The organism is Clavibacter sp. GW821-FHT01D01 (genome assembly GCF_059422605.1).
Genome location: NZ_JBWKXC010000001.1, coordinates 113,100 through 128,079 on the forward strand (window position 1 = coordinate 113,100; position 14,980 = coordinate 128,079).

A 14,980-nucleotide genomic window follows, 5' to 3' on the forward strand; every position below is an offset into this window, starting at 1 on the left:
GTCGCCTAGGCCTTCTTGGCGGCGTCGCCGACGGTCTGGATGAGCTTCTCCGGGCTGCCGTCGCCCGCCATGAGGTCGACGACGCCGACGTTCATCGCGTTGCCGACGTTCAGGCCGTAGACCGTGTCGAGCCACTGGGAGACGTAGGGCGCGTCGTTGTACGCGGCCAGGATCTCCTGGAGGTACGGCTCGGTGACCGCGGTCTGCGCCTCGGTGTTCACGGGCGGGGCGTTGAAGGCCGCGTAGTACTCCTTCTGCACGTCGGCGGTGCCGATGTAGTTGAGGAAGTCGACGCACTCCTTCGGCGCCTGCGCGGAGCAGGAGTAGCCGTCGATGCCGCCCATGATCGAGCCGGGCTCGCCCTCGCCACCCGAGATCTCGGGGAAGGGGAACCAGGACAGGTCGGCCAGCGGCTTCTGGTCGGGGGTGAGGCCCGCGATGACTCCCGGGTCCCAGGCGCCCATGAGCTCCATGGCGGCCTGCTTGTTGGCGATGAGGCCGGCCGAGCTGCCGGCGCCCTGCTGCGCCGCGGTGGTGAGGAAGCCGTCGTTGAACGGCTCGGTGCCGACGAGGTCCTGCACGTCCTCGCCCGCCGCGATCCAGCACTCGTCGCTGAAGTCCTTGTCCGTCGCCGCCTTCTCGAGCGTCGCGGAGGAGCACTCGCGGAGTGCGAAGTTGAAGTACCAGTGCGCGGCGGGCCACGCGTCCTTGGCGCCGAGGGCGATGGGCGCGACGCCCGACCCCTTCAGCTTCTCGACGGCGGCGTCGAGCTCGTCCATGGTCGTCGGCGTCTCCGTGATGCCGGCGGCCGTGAAGAGGTCCTGGCTGTAGAAGATGCCGCTGGGGAGCACGGCGACTGGCATGGCGTACGCCTTGCCGTCGATGGAGTTCGCGTCGAACGCGCCCTGCGAGATCTCGGCCTTCACGTCGGCGGAGATGCCGTCCGTGATGTCCATGACCTGGCCCGCGGCGACGGTGGCGGCGAGCTTGCCGCCACCGCGCTGCAGGAAGATGTCGGGCGCGTCGCCCGAGTTGAGGGCGGTCTGCAGCTTGCCGTCGAGGTCCTCGTTCTGGATCGACGTGGCCGTGACCGTGACGCCCGGGTTCGCGGCGTTGAAGTCCGCCGTGGTCTTCTCCCAGAACGCCTTGCCCGGGCCGGTGGTGGAGTTCTGCCACAGCGTCATCTCGACGGGACCGCCGTCGTCGCTGCCGGAGCCGCCGCCGCTGCAGCCGGTGAGGGCGAGCGCCCCCACGAGCAGGGCCGCGGATCCCGTGAGGATCTTCCGTGCCTTCATCTTGTCCAACCTGTCCTCTTCATTGAGCGCACCCTGGCGGGTGTCGGGGGGGGGTGTCGTGCTCGTGCGCGGCCGGATGCTGTGGGGCCGCGGCACGTCCCGGATCCGCGCGGGAGACGGTCGCGACGCCGCGTCCTCGCGGTGCCGCGACCTCCTGACGGGGGCCGGTCGTGACAGTGTCAGCCGCGCTCCGGCGAATCGTCAAACGTTTTCGAAATCCTTTTCTTGCAGGCGTAGGGTCCACTGCATGACCCGCCGTCCCACGATCCACGACGTCGCCGCTGCCGCCGGCGTCTCGGTGTCGACCGTCTCCAAGGCCGTCAACGGCCGCTACGGGATCTCGGCCGAGACCTCCCGCCGCGTCATGGAGGTCGTCGAGCGCCTCGGCTACGAGTCGAGCCTCGTCGCGAGCAGCATGCGCTCCCACCGCACCGGCGTCATCGGCGTCCTGGTGGCCGACTTCGAGCCGTTCAGCGCCGAGATCCTCAAGGGCGTGAGCGCCGCGCTCCGCCGCTCGCGCTACGACCTGCTGGCCTACAGCGGCTCGCGCCAGGCCGACGGCGCCGGCTGGGAGCGCCGGTCGCTCAGCCGCCTGAGCGGCACGCTCATCGACGGCGCGATCATGGTCACGCCGACCGTCGTGACCGCCTCCACCGAGATCCCCGTCGTCTCGATCGACCCGCACACGGGACCGGCCGACCTGCCGAGCGTCGAGTCGGACAGCCTGGGCGGCGCGCTCCAGGCGACCCGCCACCTCCTCGAGCTCGGGCACCGGCGGATCGGGTTCCTCGCCGGCCGCCCCGACCTCCGCTCGGCGAGCCTCCGCGAGGCCGGGTACCGGCGGGCCCTGCAGGACGCGGGCATCGCCTTCGACCCGGCGCTCGTGCGCTCGGGACTGTTTCTCACGGCACCGGCGCGGGAGCCCGCGCGGGTCCTCCTGTCGATGCCGGACCGCCCGACCGCGATCTTCGCCGCCAACGACCTCTCGGGCATCGCGATCCTCCAGGTGGCGGCGGAGCTGGGCATCCGCGTGCCCGAGGACCTCTCCGTCATCGGGTTCGACGACATCCCCGAGGCGTCGCAGATGACGCCGCCGCTCACCACGATCCGCCAGCCGATGCAGCGTCTCGGCACCACCGCGGTGGACCTGCTCATGTCGCTCATGGGCGGCACCGAGCCCGACGCCATGCGGGTGCAGCTGCCCACAAGGCTCGTCCGACGGGCGACGACCGCGCCGGCGCCGGTCCCGCGGCGCTGATCCCCGCCCGGCAGACCTGTCAGGCTCGACGCATGGGAGACGACGACGACCGGGCCGCGCCGCGCGAGGATCGGAAGGGCACGAGGCCGGCGTGGATGCGGCGGTTCACGCCGGCGGAGATGCGGGACCAGGAGGACTTCCAGGACCAGAACGCGATCGTGAAGTTCTACGCGGTGATCCCGCTCATGGTGGTGGCGGTCTTCCTCCCGGCCGGTCCGATCCGCGGCATCTGGATCGCCCTCGTGATCGTGGGGTACGTGATCTGGGGCGTGAGGAACGTGATGCGGTCGTCGCGGAAGCGCACGGCGGACGAGGCGGGACGGGCCGCGCCATCGGAGAGCGGCGAGGATCGACCCTCGAGCGCCGCGCCCCGGGACTGACTCCCCGCCCGACAGGCTGGGTCCATGGACCACGACGACTGGGACGCCCGGGTCGCCGCCTTCTGGGCGGCCGCCGGCGACGAGCGCGCGGACGAGACCGTCGCCGCGATGCGGGAGCTGGTCGCGGAACGGCCGGACGGGGATCCGCGGGCGCTCTTCGAGCTGGCGTGCGCGCACGACCTCGTGGCCCGCGAGGCGGAGGCCGTGCCGCTCTACCGCGCGGCGATCGCGGGCGGGCTGGACGCCGCGCACCGGCCGCTCGCCGTGATCCAGCTCGCGAGCTCGCTGCGGAACGTCGGCGAGGCGGCCGAGGCGGTCGCCCTCCTGGAAGGACTGCCCGACGACGAGGACGCGCCCGGACGCGACGCGTTCCTCGCGCTCGCGCTGCACGACGCGGGGCGCCCGACGGAAGCGCTGGCCGTGGCGCTCCGGCGGCTCGCGCCCACGCTGCCGGCGTACGGCCGGGCGGTCGCGGCCTACGCGGACGAGCTCGCGGAGCGCGACCGGACGGATCCGGCGTCACCCGCCGAGGGCTAGGCGCCCGGCGTGACGCGGGCCTCGTCGACCTCGCCCGGCGCGGCCTCCGCGGACGCATCCGCCGCGTCCGCCTCGGCCTTCTTCGCGCGGGCCAGCCGGATCGCCGCGCGGCCCGACGGCAGCGAGATGGCGACCGTGATCACGACGACCGTGATGATCCCCGCCGCGACCAGCAGCGCCTGCACGCTGAACACGTCGGCGAGGGGGCCGAACGCGACCGCGCCGATCGGAGTCGCGAGCGCCATGACGATGCCGACGTAGCTGAACACCCGGCCGTGCATCTCGGGCGCGACCGTCTCCTGCACGAGCGTCATGAACGGCGCCGAGAACAGCGGGACGAACAGGCCGATGGCGAACATGAACCCGTAGAAGACCCAGAGGTTCGGGCTGAGGCCGAGGCCCGCCGTGAAGACCGCGAAGCCGAAGCAGCTCACGAGGATCAGCGTCATGCGGTCGGACTTCGCGAACAGGGTCGACACGAGCGCGCCGCCGCCGAGCATCCCGACGCTGAAGGCGATCTCGAGCACCGTCACCATCCACACCTCGGTGCCGTAGGTGCGGGCCACGAGCAGCGGGGTGATGAACGACGGCGCGACCGTGAGCAGGAAGATGATCGCGAAGACCACCAGCAGCCAGCGGACGACCGGGTTGCCGCCGATGTAGCGGATCCCCTCCACGAGGTCCTCGCGGTACGTCGACGTCTTGTCGGCGATGGAGGCGAGCGTCGGCACGGCCACCGACAGCAGGAACGCGATGCCGATGGCGGCCGTGATCGCGTCCACGAAGAACAGCGGCACCAGGCCGTACGCGGCGAAGATCGCGCCCGCGGCGGCCGGCGCCAGGAGCGCCATCGCCGACTGGATGGTGCCGAAGATCCCGTTCACGCGCAGAAGCTGCTCGGGCGGCACGATCTGCGGGATCATCGCCTGCACGGCGGGCGTCTGGAACCCCGCGCCGACGGAGCGGACGGCCACGGCGAGCAGGATGATCCAGAGGTCGGTGACCCCGTTCATCATCAGCAGGGCGAGCGCGAGCGTGACCACGGCGATGGTGCTGTCGGACGCGATGACCAGCACCCGCCGGTTCATGCGGTCGGCGAGCGTGCCGCCGAAGATGGAGACGATCCCCTGCGGCAGGAACGCGCAGACGGCGTAGAGCGCGATCGCGAGGCCCGAGCGGGTCTCGAACGTGACGTACCACATGACCGCGTACTGGACGAGCATCGAGCCGAACAGCGACACCGTCTGACCGCTGAGGAACAGGGTGGCGTTGCGCTTCCACCGGGCGGCGATGACGGCCGCGTCGGCTGCGGCCGCGTCGGCTGCGCTCAGGGCGCTCGTGCTCGTGCTCGACAGGTCGGCCTGCCCTGCCGGGTCGCTCATCGGATCCTCGCCTGCTCTGTTTCCTCGGGTGCGGAGGCCACCAGGCTAGGGCGCGCGGAGGTCGACGCGCCAGGGGCTACCGAGGGGAGCGCGGGCTCAGCGATCCCGACGCGGCGGCGCGCGGACTAGAGGTCGCGGCTCGCCAGCACCAGGTCGGAGTCGGAGGGCGTGATCTCCACCGACCGGATGCGCTCGATCGGGATGCTCGACGTGGCCGCCAGCTGCTTCGCCTCCTTCTCTCCCGAGCCCCATGAGGCGACGACGGTCCGCGTGCCGTCCTGCGCGATCACGACGAGGTCGTAGGCGCCGAGCCCGGCACCGCCGCCCGCGTACTCGCAGTTCCAGTCGAAGCGCGTGCCGTAGGACTTCCCGGTCACGGCGAGCTGGGCGATCACCGCGTCGTCGAGCATGGACCGCATGCTCACGGCGTCGGCGGGCAGGCCGTCGGCGGGGTCGACGGTCGCGGTGGCGGCAGGGGTCGGATCCGCGACCGGCGCGCTGACGCCGGCCCGGAGCGCGGAGCCGAGGGCGGCACCGCCCGCGAGGAGCGCGACGGCCGCGGCGGCGAGGACCCAGCCGCCCATGCGACGCGTGAGCGGCAGGCCGACCGGACGGGTCCGCGCGCGGCGGCGCAGCGGCACGCGGTGCGACGTGGGGACGGGCGCGGGCGCGGGCAGCGCCGTCGCGCCCAGCGGCTCGGGTGCGGTCGGGGTCGCGGCAGGCGCGTCGGGCTCGTCCATGAGCGCGAGCGCGTCCTCCACGGGCAGCATCCGCAGCACCCCGGGCAGCCCGGAGAGCTCCGCGAGGGAGCGCATGCACGCGTCGCAGCCCTCGAGGTGGGCCTCGAAGAGCGCGCGGTCGGTGGCGCTCAGGCTGCCGAGCACGTAGGCGGCATCCCACTCGTGGATGTCGGCGGCACGGTCGTTCATCGGGTGACTCCTCGTTCCTGCAGGGCGAGCCGGAGCGCCTTGAGCGCGTAGTGGAGGCGGGACTTGATCGTGCCCGGGGGGACGCCCTCGCGTTCGGCGGTCTCCGCGACGCTGCGTCCCAGGTGGTAGCAGCTGACGACCGCGCGCCGGTGCTCGGGCGAGAGCGACGCGAGGGCCTCGGCCACGAGCAGGCGGTCGATGATGGCGTCGGACGCGTCGGCGACGGGATCCTCCGGCAGGGTGTCCGTCGGGGTCTCGCGGCCGCGCCAGGCGCTGCGCCGGTCGTCGATCACGAGGTTCCGCACCACGGTGAACAGCCAGCGGCGGGCCGACTCGTCGTCCTCCGCGAGGATCGCGGGCGAGCGCCAGGCCCGCAGCAGCGCCTCCTGCACGACGTCCTCGGCGAGCGCGGGATCCCCCGTGAGCCGCAGCGCGTACCGCTGGAGCGCGGGCGCGTGCGCGTCGTGCAGCGCCCGCATCCGGGCCGTGCTCTCCGTGGTCATCCGTGCCTCCTCCCTCCACGACGAGATGGACGGCCGGAAGGTTCACCGCTCGCGGGAATCATCGCAGGTGGACATCGCGGATCCCCTGTCCCGCATCGCGCCGTCCCGACCTGCCGGAGCCGGCTCAGCCCGGGAACGCCTGGTCGTACAGTGCCGCGAGCTCCGGACCGTCGACGCCCGTGAGGCCGCAGGAGGCGACGCGCCCGTCCGCGGCGGCGACGAGGTAGGTCGTGCCGTCGGCGAAGACCGGCGCGGCGCCGTCCACCACCTCGTCCGGGTCGCCCTGGGACACGACGACCGTGTCGGACGGCTCCCCCGCGAACACGCGCTCGACGCGGATCGTCGCGGTGCCGCCCTCCACGCTCTCGACCGTGCCGCGGAAGGCGAGGGTCGCCGCGGCGGCCAGACCCTCGGGCGTGATGACGGCGCAGCTGTCGGCGAGCCCGCCCGACGCGTCGACCGTCAGGCGGGTGCTGTCCCCGCCGCCCCGCGGCAGGACCACGGCCGCGACGACGATGGCGGCCGCGGCGAGGACGGCGCCGAGGACCAGCGGCCGACGCGTCGGCCGGGGCCGTCGGCGGTCCGACCCGCCGCCGGAGGGCGCTCCGCGGCGTGCGGTCGTGCGGGTGGTCTCGTCCATGGCGCGCTCCTCCAGCTCGGCGCGCTGCCCGGGTGACAGCGGCGCGAGGCGCGGGGCGGGATCGGCGGCACGCAGCCGGCGGTCGATCCCCGCGTCGAGCTCCCCCGCCGCGTCGGATGCGTCGTGTCGTGTCGTCATCGGCCCGCTCCTCCCCTCTCCTCGTCATGTCCGCCTCGCGCCTCGATCTTCCGGATCGCGTCCGCGAGCCTCCGGCGCGCCCGGTGCAGCCGGATCGAGACCGCGTTCGGCGTGACGTCGAGGACGCGGGCGATGTCGGTCACGGCCAGCGCGTCCCACGCGTGCAGGCGCAGGACCTCGGCGTCGGCCTCGCGCAGGAGCCCGAGCGCCTCGCGCACCAGGTCGACGCGGGGATCCGGTCCGTCGTCGTCGGGCGGCACCTCCGTCGGCGGGTCGACCGTGACGATCCGCGCGACCAGCCGCTCCTGGCGGCGCAGCGCGCGCAGGGCGTTCCGCAGCTGCAGCCGCGCGACGCCGATCGCGTAGGGGATCTCCTCGCCGTCCGGCACGTCCGGGAGCCGGCGCCACAGCACGACGAGCGTCTCGCTCAGCACGTCCTCGGCGGTCGGCGCGTCCACGCGCCGGGCGAGGTACCGGCGCACCGGCTCCAGCACCTCGCGGACGACGGCGTCGAAGCGGGTGCGGGATCCGGGGTCGGGCATGTCCACTCCTCCGCATGTCCGGCACCGGCGCGGACCTTTCCGTCCCGCCGGCAGGTCGAGGATCCCAGGGCCGCCCCGGTACCGGCAGGTCACGGCGCCGAGCGGACACGCGCCGCCAGGCTGCGGAACGGGCGGACCGGTCGAACCTGGCAGGAACCTGAACGCGTGAACGTTCTCCGCGGCTGGTCCGTCGTCCCTGATGTCGGCGCAGTCCCTCGCGGCGACCAGATGAGCACCATCCGGATCAGGAGACCCCCATGCAGAAGAAGACCAAGATCATCCTCGGCACGAGCGCGGCCGTGGTCGTCGTGCTCGGCGTCACCGCCGCCGTGGCCGGACCGGTGTTCTACCGGGACGTCATCGTCGGCGCCCCCGCCGCCGCCCCGTCCGTGTCGGCCGCCCCCGCCGACTCCACGCTCGACACGAGCGACCTGTCGGGCGACTGGGCCATCGGCACCGGCAGCACCGCCGGCTACCGCGTCGACGAGGTGCTGAACGGCACCGACGTGACCGTCGTCGGCACCACCGAGGACGTGACCGGCACCATCACGGTCGACGGGTCCACCCTCTCGGCCGCCACCGTGACGGTCGACGTCGCGAGCATCGCCACGGACCAGCCGCCGCGCGACTCGTACTTCCGCGACGAGGCCATGCAGGTCTCGCAGTTCCCCGACGCGACGTTCACGCTCACGCAGCCCATCGACGCGGCCGTCCCCGCGAGCGGCGAGGTCGCCACCGTCGACGCCACCGGCGAGCTGACCATGCACGGCGTCACGCAGACCGTCACCGTCCCGCTGCAGGCCGCGCTCTCGGGCGACGGCGTGCAGGTGAGCGGATCCATCCCGGTCACCTTCTCCGACTACGGCGTCGAGGCGCCGGACCTCGGCTTCGTGAGCGTCGAGGACCAGGGCACCGTCGAGTTCCTGGTGAAGGCCACGCCGGCCGGCTAGTCCGAGCCGACGCACGACGGGAGGGGGAGGAGCGCTGCGGCGCTCCTCCCCCTCCCGTCGTGGCGGATCAGTGCGCGTGCAGCACGGCCCACGCGATGAGGCCGTCGATGCGCCGGATGTCCGCGCCCTTGCCGAGCTTCACCTTGATGTGGCCGGCGCGCGTCCAGAGCTCCAGCTCCGCGTTGAGGTCGAAGGTGCCCGCGTTCTCGGTCGACCACATGTTGATCGAGCTGTACGGCAGCGAGTAGAGCTCCACCTTCTTGCCCGTGATGCCCTGGGCGTCGCGCACGATGAGGCGCTTCGTCGTGAACGTCGCCGAGTCGCGGAAGGTGCGGAACGAGGCGACGGCCTGCTCCCCCTGCACGAGCAGCTCGTGGACGTCGTCGGGCACGGGGATCTCGGCGGCGAGGGTCCAGGTCAGGAGGGGTGCGGTGGCGTCCATGCTCCGAGAGTGGCAGCCGGGCACGGGTCGCGCAGGCCCCCATCAGGGCGGCCCGCGCGACCCGCGGGCTGCTACTCGTCGTCCATGGTGGTCGCGAAGCGACGGAACTCGCCGCGCTCCACGTGCATCGCCCACAGCGTCTCCGCGAGCACCTGCGGGTCCTTCCTCGGGTGGCCCGGCCGGATCGAGCCGGGGATGATCAGCTGGCCCACGTGGATCCCGTCGCCCGCGAGCGCCTCGTGGATCATCTGCCCGTAGGCGGTCTCGCCCGCGAACCCGATGGACGTGCCGGCGAACTTCGGCAGGGGCTGGACCGCCGTGCCGCCGTTGACGAACAGGACGGTGCCCCGGCCGAGGACGCGCATGCCCTGCAGCACCTGGTGCACGGCGGCGACAGGGGCCTGGATGGAGAACTCGAACGCGCCGACGAGGTCGCCGGGCGTGGTCTCCAGCACGGGACGCAGGAACTCCTTCTGCGGAAGCGGGCTGTACTGCAGCACCTCGACGGGCCCGAGGTCCTGCGCGGCACGGTCGAGCGCGGCGGCGAGCGCCACGTGGTCGCGCACGTTGGCCGCGTAGCCGCGCGCGGTGATCCCCTCCTCGGAGAGCGTGCGCGCGAGGTCGTCGAGGCGCTCCTGGCTGCGCGAGACGAGCGCGACGGCGAAGCCCTCGGCTCCGAAGCGGCGGGCGACGGCGGCGCCGAGGCCGGTGCCGGCCCCCACGATGGCGATGGTGGTCATGCTTCTCCTCCTGATGGTGGATCGGGACCCCCGCGCGGCGGGTGCGTCCGGGGTGCGTCCCCTCGACGCTAGGCCGTCCGGGCGTCGGCGACGGCCTCGATCCGCCCTGCGGCTAGCGTGGCGGGATGCAGCTGACGCCCGAGCTCGCCGCGCAGCTGGCGCGCGTCCCACGAACGCACGGCGGCCTCGTCGCGCCGTGCCGCGTGACCCTCCGGTCGGGCCGTGTCCGGGACCGGGTCCTCGTCGGCGAGCGCGCCGCACTCGCCCGGGCCGGCTTCCGCATCGCGGCGGCGTTCGAGGTCGAGGACGTCGCGCGCATCGAGGACAGCCCGGTCCGGCTCGCGGCGGAGCTGGCCGAGCGGATCCACGAGGCGGGCGAGAGCGGCATGGGCTACGAGCGCTTCCTCGTCCGGATGCGCGACGGCTCCACGCTGCCGTACGTGACGGTCGGCGCGGCCGACTTCCCCCTCTGGCCGCCGGGCGTCGACCCGCGCGACGCGGTGGACGTGCTGCCGCATGGCGGGCGCGAGGTCTTCCGGCACCGGCAGCCGACGCCGCACGAGAGCGCGGCGCCGTCGTCCTGGCTCCTCTACGACGACTAGGCCGCCGCGGGCGCGATGCGATGCGGGCGTCAGCCCGCGAGCGCCCCGTGCAGCAGGCGCGCGAACGGCAGCCGGTCCTCCGGGGAGGCGAAGTCGGCCAGCGGCGCGGATCCGTACAGGTCGTCGTCCGCGAAGCGCGGGAACACGTGGACGTGGAGGTGGAACACGTCCTGCCCGCCGTCCGGCTCGTTGTGCTGGCGCGTCGAGACGCCCGTGCATCCGTAGGTCGAGCGCATGGCGACCGCGACCTCCTGCACCAGGTCCACGACGGCGTGGTGGTCCTCCCGGCCGATCGCGTACAGGTCGGGGACGTGGATGCGCGGCACGACCAGCGCATGCCCGCGGTTGCGCGGCCACCAGCGCGGGGCGATGAACGCGACGGCGCGCTCCCGCTCGGCGACGACGTCCTGCGGCAGCGGCGCGCGCGCCGGCGCACCCTCGAGCAGCGCGCAGAACGGGCACGCCGCCCGGGTCGCATCCGAGGCCGCGGGCGCGGCGGTCATCGCGGCGCCGAGGTCGGCAGCGCCGCCGCGAGCACGGCGCGAGCCGCCTCGCGGGCCGCCTCGAAGGGGCGCCGGAAGGTGCCCATGCCGAGCGTGACGAGGGCGCCCTCGTAGAGCAGCATCAGCGTCCGCGCCGTGCCGGCGGGATCCGGGGCGCCGGCCTGCCCGCACAGGTCGCGGATCAGCTCGAGGAGCCACGCCTTCTGGCGCATCGTCTCGGGGAGCACGTCGTGGCCGTCGTCCTCGTCGCCCAGGTCGCCGGTGCCGAGCTCCGCGCGGGCGTTGATCGCGCTGCAGCCCTTGGGGGTGTTGGCGTCGGCCCAGGTGATCGCGGCGTCGAACACCGCGAGCACGCGGTCCGCCCCCGGCTCGGGCGTGCGCGCGAGGCGCACGGCCAGGTGCTCGCGCCACCGCGCGTCCCGGTGCTGGAGGTACGCGACGACGAGCTGCTCCTTCGACCCGAAGCGGTCGTAGATCGTCTTCTTCGTGACGCCGGCTACCGCCGCGATCGCGTCGACCCCGACCACATGGATCCCCCGCGCGTAGAAGAGCTCGGACGCGGCGTCGAGCACGCGACGGGCGCCGGGGGTGAGCGGGGAGAGGTCGGGCACGGGGATGGTCACACGACGAATATACCGGTCTGTATAGTCGAGTCCATGATGAGTAGACAGATCGGTATACCGACCCGCGTGGTGACGGTGGCGGCGGCCGTCGGCTTCGTCCTCGCCTGGAGCTCGGGGTTCCTCATCGCGGCCGTCGGCACGGTGGAGGTGCCCGCGACGACGCTGCTGCTCTGGCGGTTCGCGCCGCTCGCCGTCGCCCTCGTCGCGCTCGTCGCGGTGACGGGCGCAGCGCGCGGGGTGCCGCTGAGGATGCTCGGACGGCAGGCGCTCATCGGCTCCTCCGCCCAGCTCGGGTACTGCGCGTTCGTCTACGCCGCGATCGGCGCGGGGATCGCCACCGGCACGACCGCGCTCATCGACGCGGTGCAGCCCCTCGTGGTCGCGACGCTCGTCGGCCCGCTGCTCGGGCTGCGCGTCCGCGCCACGCAGTGGGGCGGGCTCGCACTCGGCGCCGTGGGCGTGGTGCTCGTGGTGCGGTCGCAGGCGGGGGCGGCGGACGCGGATCCGGTCTCCTACCTGCTCCCGGCCGCGGCCATGGCGTGCCTGGTCGCGGGCACGTTCCTCGAGCGCCGGTCGTCGGGGCGCCCGCCCGTGCTCGTGACCCTCACCGTGCACGTCGTCGTCACCGCGGTCGCCCTGGCCATCGCCGCCGCGTGCACCGGCACGCTGGCACCCCCGGCGGATCCCGTGTTCTGGGTCACGGCCGTCCTCGCCGCGCTCGCGCCGACGCTGGCGGCCTACGGGCTGTACTGGTGGCTGCTCGAGCGGGTCGGCATCACCGCGCTCAACGCGCTGCTGTTCCTCGTCGCGCCGACGACCGCGGCCGCGGGGGCGCTGCTGCTCGGCGAGCGGATCACGCTGGTGACGCTCGCCGGCTTCGCGCTGTGCGCGGCGGGCGTCGCCGTGGTCCTGGTGACGGAGGGCACGCGGGCGGCCGGCGGGACACGTCCCGGCGGCGCCGCCCGGGTCGCCGTCGACGCGCTCCCGTCCCCCCAGTCCGGGAGCGGATCGGGCCGAGACCGCCGGGAGCGCGCCGCGACGCCCTAGGGTCCGGGCATGAGGGCATCACGGACCATCGACCACCCCGCGGCCCCGGCCGGCGCCGTCGCGGTCGCGCTCGCGCTCGGGCTCGCCCTGGGCGGATGCGCCGCGCTCGGCGGGGCCGGCGGCGCCCTCGGCGGCCTCGACCCGGAGGAGCCGCCCATCGTCCTGCCGACGCCCACGCCCACGCCGTCCGCCGTGGAGGCGACCGAGGAGGGCGGCTTCACCACCTGCGTCGACGCCTCTCCCGCGGCCCTCGCGGCCGTGAACGCGAGCATCGCCGCGGATCCCGGCCCCTACCCGGGCCTGCAGCTCGACGGCCTCGAGACGATGTGGGACGCCGAGCAGGAGGTCTGGACGCTCGCCGGGATGATCGGCCCCGTCGGCGTGGAGCCGGGCCCCGAGGCCGGGAACCGGGTCGCCCTGTGGGCGACCGACCAGGACCCGACCCGGGACGACTTCGCGGGCACGATCTGGTCGGCCGTGAACGGCAGCGACATGGTGTCCGCGGCACCGCAGCTGGAGTCGTTCCCCCAGCTCACCATGGACGGCCCGGATCCCGCCGGGCTGTGGTGCAGCGACCTCTACCCGGAGGCCGCGGGCGGCTGACCCGCGGGCGGCGGGGCCGAGCACGGCTGCGCGCGCAGCCACAGGTCCACCTCGCGGCTCGAGCGCAGCCGCACGATCCGCAGGTGCGGGTGCGCGATCGCCGCGCGCACGATCCGCTGCCGCAGCTTCGACCGGCCCTCCCATCCCCATCGGATGATGTGCGCCGGGTCCGTGAGGATCGTGCGGAGCGGCGGCTCCACGTTCCCGTGCCAGAGCGGCACGCGGTACCAGCGCCGGTGCAGCGTGCGGCGGATGAGGCGCCCCATGTGCACCGTCACGGGCAGGTCGAGCCACACGAGCGTGTCCGCGCGCGACGGCAGCAGGTCCCCGAGCTGCGTCGTGTACTGCCACTCGGTGGTCCACGCGTCCCGGGCGGCGAAGGCGGCCACGTCGTCGCGGAAGCCGGGCAGCTCGGTCCAGCCGGGACCGTGGAACAGCGCGTCGAGCTCCTCGTACGGCACGCCGGTGCGCACGTGGAGCCGACGCGCGAGCGTGGTCTTGCCGGTGCCGGCGGGCGCGCCGATGAGGATCCGCCGGGCGGGGGGATCCAGGCGGTCGAGGGCTCCGAGCATCCGCCGATCCTAGGCGGGTCGGCCGCGGAGGCGCGGGGAGCCGGTACCGCGCCGACCGGAGTTGACTGGCCGGGTGCAGACGTTCCTCCCCTACCCGGACCTCGCGGCGAGCATGGCCGTGCTCGACGACAAGCGGCTCGGGAAGCAGCGCGTGGAGACGCTCCAGGTGATGAAGGCGCTGATCGTGCCCGGGTACGGCTGGCAGAGCCATCCCGTCACGCGCATGTGGCGCGGCTACCGTCCGGCGCTCATGGAGTACCAGGAGGCGACGTGCGCCGAGTGGACCCGGCGCGGCTTCGCCGACACCTGCTTCGAGAAGACCCTCGCGATCCTCGCCGAGGTGCCCGAGGACCTGGCCGCGTACACGGAGGGCCGGTTCCCGCAGCCGCCGTGGTGGGGCCGCGAGGACATGCACCTGTCCCACCGCTCGAAGCTGCTGGCGAAGGCGCCGGAGCTGTACCGTCCGGCCTTCCCCGCGGATCCGGACGACCTCGACTACGTCTGGCCGGGCGCGAGCGCCTGACCCGCGGCGGGACCCGCGCTCCGGATCACGTCTCCCCAGTCGGGGGTACTCTGTCCGCGTGAGTCACACGAGCAGCGCGACGCCCTCGGGGCGTGGGGAGGTCGTCGGCGGCGTGCCCGCCGGCACCAGGTAGTCGCGGACCCGCCGCCGTCCCCGCCCGGACGGCGCGACCCGGCGCGCGTGGATCCCGAGGATCCGGCCGCCGACCCGAGCTCCCTCCCTCCCATCCGCCGCGGCGCAGGCGTCGCGGCCCCTCACGAACGGCACACCATGCTCCCCCTCACCGAGTCCGACATCCGCGCGTCCCTCGTCAACGCGTCGCAGCGCGAGGCGCGCGACCTCCGCCTCCCCGACGGCTTCGCCGACCTCCGCTGGGATCGCCTCGACTACCTCGGCTGGCGCGACCCGAAGGCCCCGCAGCGCGGCTACGTCGTCGTCCCGGTGGGTGACCGGCTCGTCGGCGTGCTCCTGCAGCAGGCTGCCACGGCGCCCCGATCCCGCGCCCAGTGCACCTGGTGCCAGGACGTGCGGCTGCCCGTCCCGGTCTCCTTCTACAGCGCCCGCCGCGCCGGGGCCGCGGGTCGCAACGGCAACACCATCGGCACGCTCGTCTGCACGGACTTCGAGTGCAGCGCGAACGTGCGGAGGCCCCGGCCGATCCCGTACCTGGGCTTCGACCCGGATGCGGCCACCGCGCAGCTCATCGACGACCTGGGGTCCCGGGTCGCCTCGTTCGCGGCCGACGTCGCGACGACGGCCTGACACCCGGCC

At 74.0% G+C, this 14,980-nt stretch carries 20 protein-coding genes; 9 read left to right on the top strand and 11 right to left on the bottom strand.

The features are described from left to right. Window positions 1-5: 5 nt before the first annotated feature. Window positions 6-1,295 (bottom strand): extracellular solute-binding protein, encoded by a 1,290-nt coding sequence (locus tag AC07VC_RS00515; protein ID WP_317229974.1) that lies wholly within the window; start codon window positions 1,293-1,295, stop codon window positions 6-8. A 247-nt stretch (window positions 1,296-1,542) separates the two neighbouring features. Here AC07VC_RS00515 and AC07VC_RS00520 point away from each other — a divergent pair, with 247 nt between their 5' ends. From AC07VC_RS00520 to AC07VC_RS00530, 3 genes are read left to right on the top strand one after another with little or no spacing between them, the layout of a single operon-like run. Beyond that, window positions 1,543-2,553, top strand: coding sequence for a LacI family DNA-binding transcriptional regulator (locus AC07VC_RS00520; RefSeq protein WP_317229973.1), 1,011 nt, complete (start codon window positions 1,543-1,545; stop codon window positions 2,551-2,553). A 32-nt stretch (window positions 2,554-2,585) separates the two neighbouring features. Next, window positions 2,586-2,933, top strand: a complete 348-nt coding sequence (locus AC07VC_RS00525; protein WP_494674827.1) for a hypothetical protein — start codon at window positions 2,586-2,588, stop codon at window positions 2,931-2,933. A gap of 24 nt (window positions 2,934-2,957) precedes the next feature. Continuing rightward, entirely contained in the window at window positions 2,958-3,470 is a 513-nt protein-coding gene (locus AC07VC_RS00530) for a tetratricopeptide repeat protein (protein WP_494674826.1), read from the top strand. Here the strand turns inward: AC07VC_RS00530 and AC07VC_RS00535 are convergent. The 5 genes from AC07VC_RS00535 to AC07VC_RS00555 form a co-directional block, all read right to left on the bottom strand. Next, window positions 3,467-4,852, bottom strand: coding sequence for an MFS transporter (locus tag AC07VC_RS00535; RefSeq protein ID WP_494674825.1), 1,386 nt, complete (start codon window positions 4,850-4,852; stop codon window positions 3,467-3,469). The genes AC07VC_RS00530 and AC07VC_RS00535 overlap by 4 nt on opposite strands. Before the next feature lie 125 nt (window positions 4,853-4,977). Continuing rightward, on the bottom strand, window positions 4,978-5,781 hold the full coding sequence (locus AC07VC_RS00540) for an anti-sigma factor family protein (RefSeq protein ID WP_494674824.1): 804 nt from the start codon (window positions 5,779-5,781) through the stop codon (window positions 4,978-4,980). Beyond that, window positions 5,778-6,284 carry a sigma-70 family RNA polymerase sigma factor gene (locus tag AC07VC_RS00545; RefSeq protein WP_094114770.1) on the bottom strand — a complete coding sequence of 169 codons (507 nt, stop codon included), beginning with the start codon at window positions 6,282-6,284 and terminating at the stop codon, window positions 5,778-5,780. The genes AC07VC_RS00540 and AC07VC_RS00545 overlap by 4 nt, the downstream gene beginning before the upstream one ends. Before the next feature lie 124 nt (window positions 6,285-6,408). Next, window positions 6,409-7,062, bottom strand: coding sequence for a hypothetical protein (locus AC07VC_RS00550; protein ID WP_494674823.1), 654 nt, complete (start codon window positions 7,060-7,062; stop codon window positions 6,409-6,411). Continuing rightward, window positions 7,059-7,604, bottom strand: coding sequence for an RNA polymerase sigma factor (locus tag AC07VC_RS00555; protein ID WP_317230529.1), 546 nt, complete (start codon window positions 7,602-7,604; stop codon window positions 7,059-7,061). Before AC07VC_RS00555 ends, AC07VC_RS00550 begins: the two co-directional genes overlap by 4 nt. 257 nt (window positions 7,605-7,861) lie before the next feature. Between AC07VC_RS00555 and AC07VC_RS00560 the strand changes: the two genes are divergently transcribed. Beyond that, window positions 7,862-8,554 (top strand): YceI family protein, encoded by a 693-nt coding sequence (locus tag AC07VC_RS00560; protein WP_317230528.1) that lies wholly within the window; start codon window positions 7,862-7,864, stop codon window positions 8,552-8,554. 67 nt (window positions 8,555-8,621) lie between these two features. Here AC07VC_RS00560 and AC07VC_RS00565 read toward each other — a convergent pair whose 3' ends face one another. Next, complete coding sequence (locus tag AC07VC_RS00565) at window positions 8,622-8,996, bottom strand: PH domain-containing protein (RefSeq protein ID WP_317230527.1); 375 nt, start codon at window positions 8,994-8,996, stop codon at window positions 8,622-8,624. Window positions 8,997-9,067: 71 nt separating this feature from the next. Continuing rightward, window positions 9,068-9,736 carry an SDR family NAD(P)-dependent oxidoreductase gene (locus tag AC07VC_RS00570; protein WP_494674822.1) on the bottom strand — a complete coding sequence of 223 codons (669 nt, stop codon included), beginning with the start codon at window positions 9,734-9,736 and terminating at the stop codon, window positions 9,068-9,070. Window positions 9,737-9,861: 125 nt separating this feature from the next. Here AC07VC_RS00570 and AC07VC_RS00575 point away from each other — a divergent pair, with 125 nt between their 5' ends. Continuing rightward, a complete protein-coding gene (locus tag AC07VC_RS00575) occupies window positions 9,862-10,338 on the top strand; it encodes a hypothetical protein (protein WP_494674821.1) in 477 nt (158 codons plus the stop codon). Window positions 10,339-10,367: 29 nt separating this feature from the next. Here the strand turns inward: AC07VC_RS00575 and AC07VC_RS00580 are convergent, their stop codons facing one another. Both AC07VC_RS00580 and AC07VC_RS00585 read right to left on the bottom strand, forming a co-directional pair. Then, the gene (locus AC07VC_RS00580) at window positions 10,368-10,841 is read right to left on the bottom strand and encodes an HIT family protein (protein WP_494674820.1); all 474 of its coding nucleotides are present in this window, start codon (window positions 10,839-10,841) and stop codon (window positions 10,368-10,370) included. Then, window positions 10,838-11,464, bottom strand: a complete 627-nt coding sequence (locus AC07VC_RS00585) for a TetR/AcrR family transcriptional regulator (RefSeq protein WP_494674819.1) — start codon at window positions 11,462-11,464, stop codon at window positions 10,838-10,840. Before AC07VC_RS00585 ends, AC07VC_RS00580 begins: the two co-directional genes overlap by 4 nt. 33 nt (window positions 11,465-11,497) lie before the next feature. On the opposite strand from AC07VC_RS00585, the gene AC07VC_RS00590 reads away from it, so the two are divergent. Both AC07VC_RS00590 and AC07VC_RS00595 read left to right on the top strand, forming a co-directional pair. After that, window positions 11,498-12,511 (top strand): DMT family transporter, encoded by a 1,014-nt coding sequence (locus AC07VC_RS00590; protein ID WP_494674818.1) that lies wholly within the window; start codon window positions 11,498-11,500, stop codon window positions 12,509-12,511. A 9-nt stretch (window positions 12,512-12,520) separates the two neighbouring features. Next, window positions 12,521-13,114 (top strand): hypothetical protein, encoded by a 594-nt coding sequence (locus tag AC07VC_RS00595; RefSeq protein WP_494674817.1) that lies wholly within the window; start codon window positions 12,521-12,523, stop codon window positions 13,112-13,114. Here AC07VC_RS00595 and AC07VC_RS00600 read toward each other — a convergent pair. Next, complete coding sequence (locus AC07VC_RS00600; RefSeq protein ID WP_494674816.1) at window positions 13,090-13,686, bottom strand: P-loop NTPase family protein; 597 nt, start codon at window positions 13,684-13,686, stop codon at window positions 13,090-13,092. The genes AC07VC_RS00595 and AC07VC_RS00600 overlap by 25 nt on opposite strands. A gap of 73 nt (window positions 13,687-13,759) precedes the next feature. Here AC07VC_RS00600 and AC07VC_RS00605 point away from each other — a divergent pair, with 73 nt between their 5' ends. Together AC07VC_RS00605 and AC07VC_RS00610 are read left to right on the top strand one after the other, a co-directional pair. After that, window positions 13,760-14,209, top strand: coding sequence for an MSMEG_6728 family protein (locus AC07VC_RS00605; protein ID WP_094114763.1), 450 nt, complete (start codon window positions 13,760-13,762; stop codon window positions 14,207-14,209). Window positions 14,210-14,479: 270 nt separating this feature from the next. Continuing rightward, window positions 14,480-14,971, top strand: coding sequence for an FBP domain-containing protein (locus AC07VC_RS00610; protein WP_494674815.1), 492 nt, complete (start codon window positions 14,480-14,482; stop codon window positions 14,969-14,971). Window positions 14,972-14,980: the final 9 nt, after the last annotated feature.